Genomic DNA, 14,840 nt, shown 5'->3' with positions numbered 1-14,840 from the left:
GGTTTTTTTGTTCTGAATGGGGACACGCATGACCAAGAAATGGCGCCCGGCAACGCAGCTCGTACACGGCGGCACGTTGCGTTCGCAATATGGCGAAACCTCCGAAGCGATCTTCCTGACCCAAGGTTTCGTCTATGATACCTCGGAAGCGGCCGAAGCCCGCTTCAAAGGCGAAACCGACGGTTTCATCTATGCGCGCTACGGCAGCCCCACCAACGACATGTTCGAGAAGCGCATGTGCGCGCTGGAAGGCGCCGAAGACGCACGAGCCACCGCCTCCGGCATGGCTGCGGTCACTGCCGCGATCCTCTGCCAGCTGAAGGCCGGTGACCATATCGTCGCGGCGCGCGCCCTCTTCGGCTCCTGCCGCTGGGTGGTCGAGACGCTCGCTCCGAAATACGACATCGAATGCACGCTGGTCGACGGCCGCTTCCTCGAAAACTGGGAAAAGGCCATCACGCCGAAGACCAAGGTATTCTTCCTGGAGAGCCCGACCAATCCGACGCTCGAAGTGGTCGACATTGCCGGCGTCGCCAGGCTCGCCGACCAGATCGGCGCCAAGGTCGTCGTCGACAACGTGTTTGCGACCCCGCTCTTCCAGAAGCCGCTGGAGCTCGGCGCGCATATCGTCGTCTATTCTGCCACCAAGCATATCGACGGCCAGGGGCGCTGCCTTGGGGGCGTCGTGCTTTCCGACAAGGCGTGGATCGACGAAAACCTGCATGACTATTTCCGTCACACAGGCCCGGCGATGTCGCCCTTCAATGCCTGGACGTTGCTGAAAGGCATCGAGACGCTGCCGCTGCGCGTCAAGCAGCAGACGGAAAGCGCGTCCAGGATCGCCGATTTCCTTGCCGAACAGAAACAGGTCGCGCGGGTCATCTATCCGGGCCGCAAGGACCATCCGCAGGCCGATATCATCGCCCGGCAGATGACGGGCGGTTCGACGCTGGTCTGCTTCGAGCTGAAAGGCGGTAAAGAAGCAGCCTTCAAGCTGCAGAACGCGCTTGATATCGTCAGGATTTCCAACAACCTGGGCGACTCCAAGAGCCTGATCACCCATCCGGCCACGACGACCCACAAGAACCTGACGGATGAAGCGCGCGCCGAACTTGGCATTTCGGCCGGCACCGTCCGCTTCTCCGCGGGCATCGAAGACACCGACGACCTGATCGAGGACTTCGCGCAGGCGCTTGCCAAGATTTCTGCCTGACGCGGCTGGTTATGGTAAATCCGGTCTTGCCGGATTTACCAACTAAATTATCCCTAACCTCAAGAAACGCTCACACTCGCTTGTTCAAACCGCGAGAATTCTTGACGTTTCCGCAGCTCTGTACAATATCGAGTAAGTAACCATTCTCAGGTGCCGCATGTATCGCGCCCGTACACGAGACATAGAAGTTGCCGTCGAACCTTACTATCTGGAGGAGCAATCCAACCCGGAAGAGAGCCGCTATGTCTGGGGCTACCGCATTGTCATTGAAAACCATTCGGCGTTGACGGTTCAGCTCGTTCATCGCTATTGGCACATTACCGACCAGAACGGCCTTGTGGACGAGGTGGAAGGTCCTGGCGTCGTAGGTGAGCAGCCGCGACTGGAACCCGGCGACTCGTATGAGTACTCATCCGGCTGCCCGCTCGACACGCCCTCGGGCATGATGTTTGGCCATTATGACATGCAGACGGATCAGGGCGAGACCTTCAAGGTGACGATCCCCGCCTTTTCGCTGGATTCTCCGGGTCTCATGCGCGTGCTGAACTAGCACTTCGTTGAGGCGAATTTAGCCGTATCTTAATCGTTGTACAATTTATTCACTATGTACGAAGCGGCCCCGACCGCTCGCATGATGCGTTCGTCACCAGCCTGCCGAGGCATTTCCACACCCCTTCCCCAACCATTGTCCTATGGTCCGTCGACACTGACGACCTCGGGCGACAAGGAACCTCCATGCTTGCAAGAATTGGAATCAAGGCAAAGATTCTGTCCGTACTGCTCCTGCTCGGTCTGATCTCTCTTTCAGGCCTCGGCTATGTTTCGCTGCGGTTCAGCCAGGCGAATGCCACCTATCATGGCTTCATCACCAACGAGAGCAAGGCGGCCGTGCTCGGAGCACGCGCCGCAGCCGGGATCTGGACCGCCGTCTCCATGGCGGGTCGCCTCATGGAGCTTCCGGCAACAGCGCCGAATTACCAGCCGATGAAGGACAAGCTCAACGGCGACTTCAAGACCGCCATGGAGCGCTTCCAGATGGTCGGCGAAATGGTGCCGAGCCGGAAGGAGGCGATGGCCAAGATCCTGACGATCGTCGGGGCGGTGAAATCCAATTTCGAAAAGGCAATCGAACTGTCTGCCGCCGGCGACAAGGCCGCGGTTCAGGAGATCCTCATCAAGAACGACGAACTCCTGAAGCAGATGTCGTCCGAGACGGGCTCCAACAACACGGTGATGATGGACTTGCTGGCGTCGGGCGGCGAGGAGATGTCAGCCTCGGTCAACTCGACGATCACCACCAGCATCATCGGGTTGGGCATCGGCGTGGTGTCGAGCATCGCGCTTGCCTTCTACGTGTCGCATGCAGGGATCACCGCGCCCATGGCGCGTCTTCGCGAGCGGATGACGACGCTGGCGGACGGCCAGACGAGTGGCGAGATCGAAGGCATCGGCCGCGCCGACGAAATCGGCCAGATGGCCGCTGCCGTCGCCATCTTCCGCGACAATGCCATAGAGCGTATAAAACTTGCCAAGGAGGCGGATTCCACGCGCCAATTGAGCGAGGCGGAACGGCTCCAGCGCGACGCCGAGAGGGCAAAGGAAGCAGCTTCCGTGCAACATGCGGTCGATGAACTTGGCGCGGCGCTCAACCGGCTGTCGGACGGCGACCTCGCCTACCGCATCGAGACGCCTTTCCAGGGTCAGCTGGACAATCTCCGCCGCAACTTCAACAATTCCGTCGAAAAGCTGAACCAGGCGATGAACAGCGTCGGCACCAATGCCTCCGCGATCAACGCCGGCGCCACCGAACTGCTCAACGCGGCCGATGACCTGGCAAAACGTACAGAACAGCAGGCCGCCTCCGTCGAGGAGACTGCCGCTGCCCTGGAGCAGATCACCACCACCGTGAAGGACGCGGCCAAGCGTGCTGAGGAGGCAAGCCAGCTGGTGCTGCGCACGAAGGGCGGGGCAGAAGTCTCCGGCAAGGTGGTCAACGACGCCATCGACGCAATGAGGCATATCGAAAATTCATCCAACGAGATCGCGAACATCATCGGCGTGATCGACGACATCGCCTTCCAGACCAATCTCCTGGCGCTCAACGCAGGGGTGGAAGCAGCGCGCGCGGGTGATGCCGGCAAGGGTTTCGCAGTCGTTGCCCAGGAAGTTCGCGAACTTGCCTCGCGTTCCGCGAATGCTGCCAAGGAAATCAAGACGCTAATCACGGCGTCCAGCCAGCACGTGCAGTCGGGCGTGGATCTGGTGGCGCAGACCGGAACTTCGCTTCAAAAGATCGTTGGCGAAGTCCAGGAGATCAATCGTCACGTCCAGGCGATCGCCGAGGCATCGCGCGAGCAATCGCTCGGCCTGCAGGAGATCAACACCGCCGTCAATACAATGGATCAGGGCACCCAGCAGAACGCCGCGATGGTTGAAGAGTCGACGGCGGCGAGCGCAGCACTGGCAAGCGAGGCCCAGAGCCTGACCGAGATGCTCGGCCAGTTCCGTCTCTCTGCGACGGCGACCTACCGCCAATCGGCTGCCTCCGGCTCACGCCGCGCGGCTTAAATGCTCGAAAAAGATACGGCGGCTCTGTTCAAAACAGAGCCGCCGTATTCGACAATCCCGAGCGGCCCGTTCAGGCCGCGGCGAATTCCGCCACCTCGTAGTGATAGGTGGTCGAGCAGAATTCGCAGGTGACTGCGATATGGCCGTCCTCCTGGCTTGCTTCAATCTCTTCTGCCGTAAAGCCGTTCAAAACGCTTTTGATCTTGTCTCGCGAACAGCTGCAGCGATCATGAACCGTCTGCGGTGCGTAAACACGAACGCCGCGCTCATGAAAAAGACGGAAAAGCAGTCGTTCGATTGCAACCTGCGGATCGGTCAGTTCGTCCGTATCGATCGTCTCCACCAGAGAACGAGCTTCGTTCCAGGCGTCGTCGACCACATCCGTGTCCCGTTCGTCGCCGTCGCCGCCGTGCAAGTCAGGCTGCCGCATGCGCTCCGGAGCCTGGGGCAGAAATTGCGCAACCAGGCCACCCGCCCGCCAGTTGTGGCGCGGCTTGCCCTGCGCATCCCGGTCGAAGAGCTCGGCTACGCCGAGACGCACCTTTGTCGGGATCTGCTCCGACTGACGGAAATAGACGCCGGCGATCTCTTCGAGAGAAGAGCCGTCGAGGGGCACGATGCCTTGATAGGGCTGCATGCCGCGACCCTGGTCAATGGTGAAGGCTAGCACGCCCTGCCCCAGAAGCTCCGGCGGAGAGGTGCGGCCGTCCTTGACCGCATCAGCCAGCGCTTCTTCGTCGTAACGGGCGTAAGCGCGTAGGCTATCAGGCGTCGAAAAGTCCGCGACCAACAGATCGACCGGACCGTCGCCTTTCGTCTGAACGGTGAACTTGCCATCAAACTTCAAGGACGTACCAAGCAGCGCGGTCAGCACGATGGCTTCCGCCAGCAGCCGGGCAACCGGCCCCGGATATTCGTGGCGACCGAGGATGGTGTTCAGCAACGGACCGAGCTGTACGGCCCGTCCGCGCACATCCAGCCCTTCTACCTGAAAAGGAACGACCCGGTCGTCTCCGGCAAAATGAAGATCGTTGAGGTTCACAGTCGCTTCCGCCATGACTTCGCTCCTTCGCGCCGAGCCTTACAACTTTTTACACAAGCGCCGGCCAGAGCGGAACCTCAGGCCGGAGGAAAAGACATCGACGAAGTGTGTTGAGACACCGGTTTCTGACAACACGGCGCAAATGATAGCCGGTAGATGGGCCCGGCTCTTTTGAAAATCAAGATTTGGCCTGAAACGGCATTCAGACGGCGCCGAAACACCAGGCCAGGATGGACTTCTGGGCGTGCAGGCGATTTTCCGCCTCATCGAAGACGACCGACTGCGGCCCGTCGATGACTTCATCGGTGACTTCCTCGCCGCGGTGGGCGGGCAGGCAGTGCATGAAGAGCGCGTTCTTATCCGCCCGCTTCATCAGCTCCTCATTGACCTGGAAAGGCTGGAAGACGTTATGACCGCGCGCCTTATGCTCCTGGTTCATGGAAACCCACGTGTCGGTGACGACGAGATCGGCACCCGCAACCGCCCGTTCGGCATCGTGGCACAGCATGATTTCGCCGCCGTTATTGCGCGCCCAGTTCAAAAACTTGTCGTGCGGTTCGGACCCCATGGGAACGGCCATGTTCATGCGATAACCGAACCGTGCGGCACCCTCGACAAAGGAATGGAGGACATTGTTGCCGTCACCGGTCCAGGCAAAGGTCTTCCCCGCGACCGGGCCGCGATGTTCTTCAAACGTCATCAGGTCGGCCATGATCTGGCAGGGATGCGTATCATCCGTGAGGCCGTTGATGACCGGTACGGTTGCGTGTTCGGCAAGCTCCAGCAGGCGCGAATGATCGGTGGTGCGGATCATGATTGCATCGACATAACGGGAAAGAACCTTGGCGGTATCGCCGATCGTTTCAGCTCTGCCAAGCTGCATTTCCGTACCCGACAGGAAAAGGGTTTCCCCGCCAAGCTGGCGCATGCCGACGTCGAATGAGACACGAGTGCGGGTAGATGGTTTCTCGAAGATCATCGCCAGCATCTTGCCGGCCAGGGGTTTTGCTGCCGTTCCGGCCTTGGTCGCCTGCTTACGGGTCTTGGCGTCTTCCAGGATCACGCGCAGGTCTGCAGCGGAAACAGCGGAAAAATCAAGAAAATGCTTCGGTGATGCCATTTTGGTTCCCTGTCGAGAGGGAACCAGAAACGGCGCCCCCTTCTACCTTCTCAGGCCGATTTTTTCATCAACGACGCGGAAAGCTTTTCCGCCGCCTTCTCTATGCGAGCAAGTCCTTCTCGGGCCTCCTCCGCAGTAACGGTCAGAGGTGGCAGCAGGCGCACGACATTGTCGCCCGCCGGAACGCCCAGCAGGCGTTCGCCACGCATCGCGCCGACCAGATCACCCGCGGGGACTTTCGCCTTGATGCCAAGCAACAGCCCCTCGCCGCGAATTTCCTCAATAATATCGGGGAACCGATCCTTGAGGCTTGCCAGACCCTGACGGAAAACGAGCGAAACGTCGCGAACATGATCGAGGAAACCCTCGGCCAGGACGACATCCAGCACGGCGTTGCCGACGGCCATGGCAAGCGGATTGCCGCCATAGGTCGTGCCGTGGGTGCCGGCGGTCATACCGGACGCCGCTTCGGCCGTCGCCAGGCAAGCGCCGACCGGGAAACCGCCGCCGATACCTTTGGCAAGCGCCATGATATCCGGCGCCACGCCCGACCATTCATAGGCAAAGAGCTTGCCGGTACGGGCCACACCGCACTGTACCTCGTCAAAAATAAGCAGAAGGCCGTTGTCGTCGCAGATCTTGCGCAGCGCCTGCAGGAACTCCTTGGGTACAGGACGAATGCCGCCCTCGCCCTGGATGGGTTCGATAAGGATCGCGGCTGTCTTTTCGCCAACTACAGCGTTCAAAGCGTCGAGATCGCCAAACGGAACCTGGTCGAAACCTTCCACCTTCGGACCGAAGCCTTCAAGATATTTCGCCTGTCCGCCAGCGGCGATGGTCGCCAGCGTGCGGCCGTGGAACGCGCCCTCGAAGGTGACGATATGGAACCTCTCGGGATGGCCCTTCATATATTGGTAGCGGCGGGCCGTCTTGATTGCGCATTCCAGCGCTTCGGCTCCGGAATTCGTGAAGAACACCTTATCCGCGAAGGAATTGTCGGTCAGGCGGCGAGACAGCGTTTCCTGACCGGGCACTTCATAGAGGTTCGACGTGTGCCACACCTTCTCTGCCTGCGCCTTCAACGCCTCGACGAGATGCGGATGAGCATGTCCCAGCGAATTGACGGCAACGCCGGCGCCGAAGTCGAGATATCGCTCGCCGCCTTCCGTCACGAGCCATACACCCTCGCCACGCTCAAAACGCAACGGGGCCCGGGCAAAGGTGTCGAAAAGCGTGGCTTCAGCCATGGCGACATCACTCCTCTAGGCAGCTTAAAGACCAGCGAACCAGCCTGAAAAATCAAAAATGCCGCCCAATGGGCGGCCAGCCGCACTATCGATGTTTAAGGCCCGGATGTCAACAAAGCTCGGCATTCTGCCGCACTACAACCGAAAACAGGCAACGCCTGCCCATGTGACAAAAATGACTCTTCCAGACAGCAAGTTGGGGAAAACCAAGAAATCGATTCTCTGCGAATCCCGCGACTCTTGCCACGGAGTCAGCCTCACACTAGGTTAAAGATCAATTACTAGACTGCATGCGGCGGAACTAGTCACCTCAAACATATATGTAGTGGGTGCTGCGGAATGATGTCTGCGGCAAAGGTGGAAGGATTCTGCATGCCGACAACGTTCAAAGGCGGAGAACGGGCATGAATTGGACAGACGAGCGTGTCGAGAAACTCAAGAGACTGTGGTCGGAAGGTCTGAGCGCCAGCCAGATCGCCGCACAACTCGGAGGCGTAAGCCGTAATGCCGTGATCGGAAAGGTGCACCGCCTCAGCCTGCCGGGCCGGGCAAAGGCTGGGGGCACTGTCGCTACGGGCCGCGCGGCGGCCAAGCGGGCGACTTCAGCGCCTCGGGCACCGAATTATGCATCTCGCGTCGCGACCCGGACAGTCGCCCGTGCCGTCGGCGCGACCGTGGTCAAGGAAGAGATCGAAGTCGAAGCCTTCGAGGAGATGGAATACCGTCCGGCTTCCAACGTGGTGGTGCCTATCTCCCGTCGCCTTGCATTGACCGAGCTGACGGAACGCACCTGCAAGTGGCCGGTCGGCGACCCGTTGAAGGAAGATTTCCATTTCTGCGGCTGCGAATCCCCGGACTCCTCCCCCTATTGCAGCTACCACGCACGGCTTGCCTATCAGCCGATACACGATCGCCGCAGGACTGCTGCCCGGGCATAAGACCGGTACGCTCCGAGACGGGAATTGAAGCGGGCTTTTGCCCGCTTTCTTCATTCCGCATAGCAGCCATGTCTTCCGGCGCTTGCCTCGTCGTTAGATGATGCCTATTTTGATGTGCGCGAGGACGACCTCCCCCTCATGGGCATCACATCGGGACGACCCGGTAAGAACAAGGACCTTGGGTTCAGGGCTCCCTGGAGGTTACCATGCGTTCCACACGCGACCGCATCCGCCACGCAATCAGCTTCGAACTGATCGGGCTCGCTCTTGTCACGCCGCTCGGCGCCATAGCTTTCGGCATGCCGGTGGAAGATATCGGGATTGTCGGGATTGGCTCAGCTACGCTGGCAACGGGATGGAACTACCTCTACAATATCGGTTTCGACCACCTGATGCGGCGGCTGACCGGCAGCACGCAAAAGAGCCCTGTCGTGCGGATAGCGCATGCGATCCTGTTCGAGCTTGGCCTGCTTATCGTATTGCTGCCGCTGATCGCCTGGTATCTCGACGTGAGTCTCATTCAGGCGCTGACAATGGATATATCCTTCGCAGTTTTCTACGTGATCTATGCCTTCGTCTTCAACTGGGCCTATGACCGGCTGTTTCCGCTGCCGGAATGGTCCAAGGCAGCTACCACCGGATAACGGTCTCCCAACGCCTTAGGCACCTTGGCCAACCCACGTAGGATCCCCGATCAACGTTCTGTTTTTGCTCGTAGAACCGGCATGGAACGTTCTATGTCATCAACCGTTGATGCGGATATCCGATCACGGTTTGAAGGTTCGATCATGTCTTTCCTGCGAGCTAACGGTCTGACGATCGTGCTGATGGTGGCGGCGCTTGCCACGATCGGCGGGACGTTTATTTCCGGGTGGAGCGTTCATAACGACGAACTCGCCGAACACGGACAGGTCGCGCTCTCGGCTGTCGACTATCTCACCTCTGGACATTTTCTCTCCGCCATCTTCGAGAACTGGGAGAGCGAATTTCTGCAGATGTCCGCCTATGTTATGCTGACGGCGATGCTCTATCAAAAGGGCTCGGCGGAATCGAAGGATCCGGATCAACCCAACCCGCAGGATGAAGATCCGCGGAAGCATCTACGCGATCCCGAGGCGCCATGGCCGGTAAAGGCGGGCTCCTTCATTCGCGGCCTCTATTCCTATTCGCTCGGGATCGCGCTCGGCCTGCTGTTCCTGCTCACATTCGTGCTGCATCTTCGCTACAGCTTCGAGGCTGCCAATGTGGAAGCCGCCATGCACGGGCAGCCGACAATGCCTTTCTGGCAATATCTGGGAGACGCGCAATTCTGGTTTGAATCCTTCCAGAACTGGCAATCCGAATTCCTCTCGACTGCGGTGCTGGTGGTTCTGTCGATCTTCCTGCGCTTCAAGGGGTCACCGGAATCCAAGGCCGTGGCCGACCCGATCAGCAAGACCGGTTAAACAAGCCCGATCAGCAACGCCGCCCGTCAGGACTCCATCGAATAACCGGCGCCGCGAACGGTGCGGATGACATCCTGCATGTTGGAGAAGTTGAGCGCCTTGCGCAGACGACCGACATGCACATCGACCGTGCGTTCGTCCACATAGATATCATGACCCCAGACGCCGTCGAGAAGCTGCGAGCGAGAAAAAACCCGGCCTGGCGAGGCCATCAGGAACTCCAGCAGGCGGAATTCGGTCGGGCCCAGGCGAACCTCGCGGCTCTTGCGATGCACGCGATGGGTCTCGCGATCGAGCTCGATATCGCCGCAACGCAGCACGCTGGACAAGACTTCCGGCCGGGCACGCCGCAACATGGCCCTGACACGCGCCATGAGTTCCGGCGTCGAAAACGGCTTCACCACATAGTCGTCCGCACCCGTTGCGAGACCGCGAACGCGTTCGCTTTCCTCGCCGCGGGCCGTCAGCATGATGATCGGCAGGCGCTCGGTCTCCGAGCGCATGCGCAAACGGCGGCAAAGCTCGATGCCTGAGACGCCCGGCAGCATCCAGTCGAGGATCAGGAGATCCGGAGTGCGTTCCTGAAGCCTGATTTCAGCTTCGTCGCCGCGCAGGATCGTCTCGACCTCATACCCTTCAGCTTCCAGGTTGTAGCGAAGAAGCACGCTCAGCGCTTCCTCGTCTTCCACCACAGCAATTTTTGGCAGCATCTCAGCTCTGCTCCATCAGCATTCCGTCATTCGGTGATCGCGCCAAGCGTATTCGATGTATCGTCCTTCGGGCGCTCGCCCTCCGGCTGGGCGCCCGTCGTCATGTAGTAGATCGTCTCGGCGATGTTGGTGGCGTGGTCGCCGATGCGCTCGATGTTCTTGGCGCAGAAGAGAAGATGCGTGCAGGTGGTGATGTTGCGCGGATCTTCCATCATATAGGTGAGGAGTTCCCGGAACAGCGAGGTGTACATCGCGTCGATCTCTTCGTCGCGGATGCGGATCGCTTCGGCCTTTTCCGCCGAGCGGCTGGCATAGACGTCCAGCACTTCCTTGAGCTGTACCAGCGCCAGATCGGAAAGGTGCTCGATGCCGCGTGCAAGCTTGCGGGGCACGCCCGTGCCCTGCACCGCGATGACACGCTTGGCGGTGTTCTTGCCCAGATCGCCGACGCGTTCGAGATCGGCTGCTATGCGCAGCGTGCCGACGATCTCGCGCAGATCGGCAGCCATGGGCTGGCGTCTGGCGATCGTGACGATAGCTTTGTCCTGAATCTCCCGCTCAGCATGATCGAGGATCACATCATCCGATATGACCTTCTGAGCCAAAGCCGAGTCCGAATTCACCAGGGCGCGCACAGCATCCGCGCACATCTGCTCAGCAAGACCGCCCATCTCGGAGATACGGCGGCTCAAATATTTCAGTTCGTCATCATAGGCCGACAGGATATGGGTCGATGCCATCGTCTAGTCCTCGATATTGGGTTGTCGGGCGGCGCAGTCGGCAGATCAGCCGAAACGGCCCATGATGTAATCTTGAGTGCGCTGGTCGTCCGGATTGGTGAACATCTTGTCTGTGTCGTTTTCTTCGACAAGCTGACCCAGATGGAACATGGCAGTGCGCTGCGACACGCGAGCCGCCTGCTGCATCGAATGCGTCACGATGACGATCGTATAGTTGGCCCGGAGTTCGTGGATCAGCTCCTCGACCTTGGCGGTTGCAATAGGATCGAGCGCCGAGCAGGGTTCATCCATCAGGATCACTTCCGGCGACACTGCCACCGCGCGGGCAATGCAGAGACGCTGCTGCTGACCACCGGAGAGGCCGGTGCCGGATTCGTGCAGGCGATCCTTCACCTCGGTCCAGAGGCCGGCCCGCTGGAGGCTGGCTTCGACGATCTGATCCATGTCGGCCTTGTTTCTGGCCAGACCGTGGATACGTGGGCCGTAGGAAATGTTTTCGTAGATCGACTTCGGAAATGGGTTCGGCTTCTGGAAAACCATGCCGACGCGGGCGCGCAATTCAACGACATCGATATTCTGATCATAGATATCGTCGGCATCGAGTGTGATCCTGCCCGTGACGCGGCAGTTCTCGATCGTATCGTTCATGCGGTTGAGGCAGCGCAGAAAAGTGGACTTGCCGCAACCGGAAGGACCGATGAGGGCAGTCACCGTGTTTTCCCGGACGTTCAGGTTGACGTCGAAAAGCGCTCTCTTTTCGCCGTAATAGACCGACACGTCCTTGCCGATCATCTTGTAGGAAGAATCGTTCATCTTCTGATCCAGCGCCTTTTCAACTGCTGCTTCTGACATCATGTTCATCGTGTCCTACTCCTTTTACCAGCGCCGCTCAAAGCGTCGCCGCAAGAGAATTGCGCCAACATTCATTACGATGAGGAACAGGAGCAGAATGATGATCGCTCCAGAGGTACGTTCGACGAACGCACGTTCGGCCTCATTCGCCCACATGTAGATCTGGACCGGCAATGCCGTTGAAGGATCGAGCGGCGTCGCCGGATAGTTGGCCACGAATGCCACCATGCCGATCAGGAGCAACGGCGCCGTCTCTCCGAGTGCGTGAGCAAGTCCGATGATGGTGCCGGTCAGGATACCAGGCATGGCGAGGGGGAGGACGTGGTGGAAGATCGTCTGCATCTTCGACGCCCCGAGACCAAGGGCGGCTGCCCGGATCGACGGCGGCACCGCCTTCAAAGCGGCTCGCGTGGCGATAATGATCGTCGGCAGGGTCATGAGGGTCAGCACCAGGCCGCCGACGAGAGACGCGGAGCGGGGCAGGCCCATGAAGTTGATAAACACAGCCAGTCCCAGCAATCCGTAAACGATAGAGGGGACCGCCGCGAGATTGTTGATGTTCACCTCGATCAGGTCCGTGAACTTGTTCTTCGGTGCAAATTCCTCAAGATATATCGAAGCAGCAACACCGATCGGCAGCGACAGGACCAGAACGATCAGCATCATGTAGAACGAGCCTATCAGCGCGACGCCGACGCCTGCAGCTTCCGGCCGGCTTGACGCGCCGTTGACGAAGATCCCCGTATTGAAGTGCTTGGCGAGCACGCCGCTTTCTGCGAGCTGGTTCATCCAGGTCACCTGCTGGTCCGAAATCTTGCGGTTCCCTTCGGCAACGGAGAGATTGATCTGGCCCTTGAAGGCAGAATCAATATCACCGGCAGCAAGCAAGGCGACGTTCTGAGTTGTTCCGATGATCGCCGGGTTGGCGACGACCATGTCGCGAAGCTGGGTACGCACGCCGTCAGACAACAACTGCCCGACAGCACGGATCTTCACACGGTCATCGACGCTGACGCCGAGCGTCTTGGCAAGTGCATTGCGGGCGACGACCGGATAGTTCGCGGTCATCAGCTTCTGGGGATTTGCGGCACGTTCGTTCTGCGGGTCGATGGTCTGCTCGGAGAATTCGATCGGTATGGTGATCATCGTCTGCTGGAAGGCAGTGTAGCCCTTTGAGACCACCGACCACAGGAGAAGCATCAGAAAGATGATGCCAAAGGAAAGAGCGGCGACACCATAGGCCCTGAAGCGACGCTCGGCGGCGTAGCGGCGCTTGATGCCGATATCCCTGCGACCGGCCTTGGTCTTGGGAATACCTGAGACGGGAGAAACCACATCGGTCATTCGTACTGCTCCCGATATTTGCGCACGATGTAAAGTGCATAGATGTTGAGGCAAAGCGTGATGGCAAAGAGCGTGATACCGAGTGCGAAGGCCACCAGCGTCTGCGGCGACGTGAATTCGAGGTCGCCCGTCAACTGGTTTACGATCTTGACGGTCACCGTCGTCATCGGCTCGAAGGGATTGAGCTGGATGCGGGCGGCAACGCCGGCGGCAAGAACCACGATCATGGTTTCGCCGACCGCACGCGAGGCGGTCATCAGCAATGCGCCGACGATACCGGGCAGTGCCGCCGGCAGGATGACACGTTTGATGGTTTCCGACCGGGTGGCGCCGAGCCCGAGAGACCCGTCACGCAGGGCGCGGGGTACGGCAGTAATGATGTCATCCGACAGCGACGAGACGTATGGGATCAGCATGATGCCCATGACGAAGCCGGCGGTCAGAACGCTCTGTGCCTGAATGAAGTTCGAATAGTCACCGGTTACCAGCCCGTTCAGCTGCGAGGACAGGTCCCTGAGAAAGGGGCCAACCGTCGTCAGGGCAAAAAAGCCGTAGACGATGGTCGGGATGCCGGCGAGGACCTCCAGCAGCGGCTTGGCGGTCGACCGGACGTGCGGCGACGCATATTCAGCCATGTAGATCGCAGAGAAGAGACCGATCGGCACGGCAAAAAGCATAGCAACGAAGCCGATATAGAGGGTGCCGAGCAGGAGCGGGATCAGCCCGAACTGGCCCTCCGAACCCCCGGAGCCGGCCGCCGCGAAACGCGGATCCCAGACGGTGCCGAAGAAGAACTCCCACGCCGGTACATGCGTAAAGAAGCGCGTCGCTTCCGTCAGCATGGACAAAACGATACCTACGGTTGTCAGGATCGCGATGGAGGATGCAACGACCAGACTGACAAGGATCACCTTTTCCACCCGGTTGCGGGCACGGAAACGCGGCGCGATCCTGCGATAGGCGAGACCTGCACCAAGCACGGAAAACACCACCACGACGGCAGTCATCGCCAGCCGGCTGGCATAGGTCATGGTGTTCAGGTTTCCGGCGGCCTCGATCATATAGGGCTGCGGATCGCCAGCAAGCGGAACACCCTTGGCGCCGAGTGCCGAGCGAAGCTCGACAGGATTGCTGCCGATCCGGTCGATCTCCTCCAGGCTCAGGACGTTCATACCGCGGGCGATCGACGTGATCATTCCGAATGCCAGTCCCTGCTCTGCTTCGGATTGCGCCTTCACCTCTTCGGGAAAGGACCCGCGTATCGAGGAACTGATAACGGCCGGGCTGGCAACCAGCCAGACAAAAAGGATAAAAACGGCTGGAACGATGGCACATACGGCCACGAAAGACCCATAATAACCGGGCCTCGAATGAAGCTTCGAAGAAAGCCCTCCGGCGATGGCCAGCGAACGCCGTGCGCCGATCCCGTAACCGGCGAGGCCGACTATCGCCACAATCAACAATATCAATGATGTACTCATCAAAATCCCCCGGCGTACCGCCTTCGGCGGCAATCCATCACCGCCCAGCTCCGTTCATCGGAGCCGATCGCATTCGCGGTCGCGCAAGCGCAACAATCTCAGCAACAAACTCACTTGCCGGCCGGGCACCCAACCTCCGA

14 protein-coding genes are annotated in these 14,840 nt (G+C 59.6%); 6 read left to right on the top strand and 8 right to left on the bottom strand.

Features of this window, described 5'->3' with window-relative positions; genetic code table 11:
• The first annotated feature begins 28 nt into the window (after positions 1 to 28).
• The 3 genes from C5L12_RS03040 (at position 29) to C5L12_RS03030 (ending at position 3,781) form a co-directional block, all read left to right on the top strand.
• On the top strand, positions 29 to 1,213 hold the full coding sequence (locus tag C5L12_RS03040; protein ID WP_105370544.1) for an O-succinylhomoserine sulfhydrylase: 1,185 nt from the start codon (positions 29 to 31) through the stop codon (positions 1,211 to 1,213).
• Positions 1,214 to 1,370: 157 nt separating this feature from the next.
• A complete protein-coding gene (gene apaG / locus C5L12_RS03035) occupies positions 1,371 to 1,763 on the top strand; it encodes a Co2+/Mg2+ efflux protein ApaG (RefSeq protein WP_105370543.1) in 393 nt (130 codons plus the stop codon).
• Positions 1,764 to 1,948: 185 nt separating this feature from the next.
• The gene (locus tag C5L12_RS03030; RefSeq protein WP_105370542.1) at positions 1,949 to 3,781 is read left to right on the top strand and encodes a methyl-accepting chemotaxis protein; all 1,833 of its coding nucleotides are present in this window, start codon (positions 1,949 to 1,951) and stop codon (positions 3,779 to 3,781) included.
• A gap of 70 nt (positions 3,782 to 3,851) precedes the next feature.
• On the opposite strand, the gene C5L12_RS03025 is transcribed toward C5L12_RS03030, so the two are convergent.
• From C5L12_RS03025 to C5L12_RS03015, 3 genes are all read right to left on the bottom strand, one after another.
• Positions 3,852 to 4,838, bottom strand: coding sequence for an Hsp33 family molecular chaperone (locus C5L12_RS03025; protein ID WP_105370541.1), 987 nt, complete (start codon positions 4,836 to 4,838; stop codon positions 3,852 to 3,854).
• Between the two features lie 187 nt (positions 4,839 to 5,025).
• Positions 5,026 to 5,943 (bottom strand): ornithine carbamoyltransferase, encoded by a 918-nt coding sequence (gene argF, locus C5L12_RS03020; protein ID WP_105370540.1) that lies wholly within the window; start codon positions 5,941 to 5,943, stop codon positions 5,026 to 5,028.
• A gap of 50 nt (positions 5,944 to 5,993) precedes the next feature.
• Positions 5,994 to 7,190, bottom strand: a complete 1,197-nt coding sequence (locus C5L12_RS03015; RefSeq protein ID WP_105370539.1) for an aspartate aminotransferase family protein — start codon at positions 7,188 to 7,190, stop codon at positions 5,994 to 5,996.
• A 404-nt stretch (positions 7,191 to 7,594) separates the two neighbouring features.
• Between C5L12_RS03015 and C5L12_RS03010 the strand changes: the two genes are divergently transcribed.
• From C5L12_RS03010 to C5L12_RS03000, 3 genes are all read left to right on the top strand, one after another.
• Entirely contained in the window at positions 7,595 to 8,128 is a 534-nt protein-coding gene (locus tag C5L12_RS03010) for a GcrA family cell cycle regulator (RefSeq protein WP_105370538.1), read from the top strand.
• Between the two features lie 206 nt (positions 8,129 to 8,334).
• Entirely contained in the window at positions 8,335 to 8,772 is a 438-nt protein-coding gene (locus tag C5L12_RS03005) for a PACE efflux transporter (RefSeq protein WP_105370537.1), read from the top strand.
• Positions 8,773 to 8,916: 144 nt separating this feature from the next.
• Positions 8,917 to 9,573 (top strand): DUF6766 family protein, encoded by a 657-nt coding sequence (locus tag C5L12_RS03000; RefSeq protein WP_105370717.1) that lies wholly within the window; start codon positions 8,917 to 8,919, stop codon positions 9,571 to 9,573.
• A 26-nt stretch (positions 9,574 to 9,599) separates the two neighbouring features.
• On the opposite strand, the gene phoB is transcribed toward C5L12_RS03000, so the two are convergent.
• The 5 genes from phoB to pstC are packed head-to-tail and all read right to left on the bottom strand — an operon-like array spanning position 9,600 to position 14,700.
• Positions 9,600 to 10,283 (bottom strand): phosphate regulon transcriptional regulator PhoB, encoded by a 684-nt coding sequence (gene phoB / locus C5L12_RS02995; protein ID WP_105370536.1) that lies wholly within the window; start codon positions 10,281 to 10,283, stop codon positions 9,600 to 9,602.
• A gap of 26 nt (positions 10,284 to 10,309) precedes the next feature.
• The gene (gene phoU, locus C5L12_RS02990) at positions 10,310 to 11,023 is read right to left on the bottom strand and encodes a phosphate signaling complex protein PhoU (protein ID WP_105370535.1); all 714 of its coding nucleotides are present in this window, start codon (positions 11,021 to 11,023) and stop codon (positions 10,310 to 10,312) included.
• Between the two features lie 45 nt (positions 11,024 to 11,068).
• A complete protein-coding gene (gene pstB, locus C5L12_RS02985) occupies positions 11,069 to 11,884 on the bottom strand; it encodes a phosphate ABC transporter ATP-binding protein PstB (RefSeq protein ID WP_105370534.1) in 816 nt (271 codons plus the stop codon).
• A 15-nt stretch (positions 11,885 to 11,899) separates the two neighbouring features.
• Positions 11,900 to 13,219, bottom strand: a complete 1,320-nt coding sequence (gene pstA, locus C5L12_RS02980; protein WP_105370533.1) for a phosphate ABC transporter permease PstA — start codon at positions 13,217 to 13,219, stop codon at positions 11,900 to 11,902.
• A complete protein-coding gene (gene pstC, locus C5L12_RS02975) occupies positions 13,216 to 14,700 on the bottom strand; it encodes a phosphate ABC transporter permease subunit PstC (protein ID WP_105370532.1) in 1,485 nt (494 codons plus the stop codon). Before pstC ends, pstA begins: the two co-directional genes overlap by 4 nt.
• Between the last annotated feature and the right edge of the window lie 140 nt (positions 14,701 to 14,840).

The sequence above is a fragment of the Neorhizobium huautlense genome, assembly GCF_002968575.1.
GTDB lineage: Bacteria > Pseudomonadota > Alphaproteobacteria > Rhizobiales > Rhizobiaceae > Neorhizobium > Neorhizobium huautlense.
Note: the sequence above shows the minus strand (reverse complement) of the source record. Positions and strands in the feature narration are given on the sequence as shown.

What these genes read in the sequence shown, in the direction of transcription:
- C5L12_RS03040 (WP_105370544.1), top strand. Translation starts at nt 29, where the DNA reads ATGACCAAGAAATGGCGCCCGGCAACGCAGCTCGTACACGGCGGCACG.
- apaG (WP_105370543.1), top strand. Translation starts at nt 1,371, where the DNA reads ATGTATCGCGCCCGTACACGAGACATAGAAGTTGCCGTCGAACCTTAC.
- C5L12_RS03030 (WP_105370542.1), top strand. Translation starts at nt 1,949, where the DNA reads ATGCTTGCAAGAATTGGAATCAAGGCAAAGATTCTGTCCGTACTGCTC.
- C5L12_RS03025 (WP_105370541.1), bottom strand. Translation starts at nt 4,838, where the DNA reads ATGGCGGAAGCGACTGTGAACCTCAACGATCTTCATTTTGCCGGAGAC.
- argF (WP_105370540.1), bottom strand. Translation starts at nt 5,943, where the DNA reads ATGGCATCACCGAAGCATTTTCTTGATTTTTCCGCTGTTTCCGCTGCA.
- C5L12_RS03015 (WP_105370539.1), bottom strand. Translation starts at nt 7,190, where the DNA reads ATGGCTGAAGCCACGCTTTTCGACACCTTTGCCCGGGCCCCGTTGCGT.
- C5L12_RS03010 (WP_105370538.1), top strand. Translation starts at nt 7,595, where the DNA reads ATGAATTGGACAGACGAGCGTGTCGAGAAACTCAAGAGACTGTGGTCG.
- C5L12_RS03005 (WP_105370537.1), top strand. Translation starts at nt 8,335, where the DNA reads ATGCGTTCCACACGCGACCGCATCCGCCACGCAATCAGCTTCGAACTG.
- C5L12_RS03000 (WP_105370717.1), top strand. Translation starts at nt 8,917, where the DNA reads ATGTCTTTCCTGCGAGCTAACGGTCTGACGATCGTGCTGATGGTGGCG.
- phoB (WP_105370536.1), bottom strand. Translation starts at nt 10,283, where the DNA reads ATGCTGCCAAAAATTGCTGTGGTGGAAGACGAGGAAGCGCTGAGCGTG.
- phoU (WP_105370535.1), bottom strand. Translation starts at nt 11,023, where the DNA reads ATGGCATCGACCCATATCCTGTCGGCCTATGATGACGAACTGAAATAT.
- pstB (WP_105370534.1), bottom strand. Translation starts at nt 11,884, where the DNA reads ATGAACATGATGTCAGAAGCAGCAGTTGAAAAGGCGCTGGATCAGAAG.
- pstA (WP_105370533.1), bottom strand. Translation starts at nt 13,219, where the DNA reads ATGACCGATGTGGTTTCTCCCGTCTCAGGTATTCCCAAGACCAAGGCC.
- pstC (WP_105370532.1), bottom strand. Translation starts at nt 14,700, where the DNA reads ATGAGTACATCATTGATATTGTTGATTGTGGCGATAGTCGGCCTCGCC.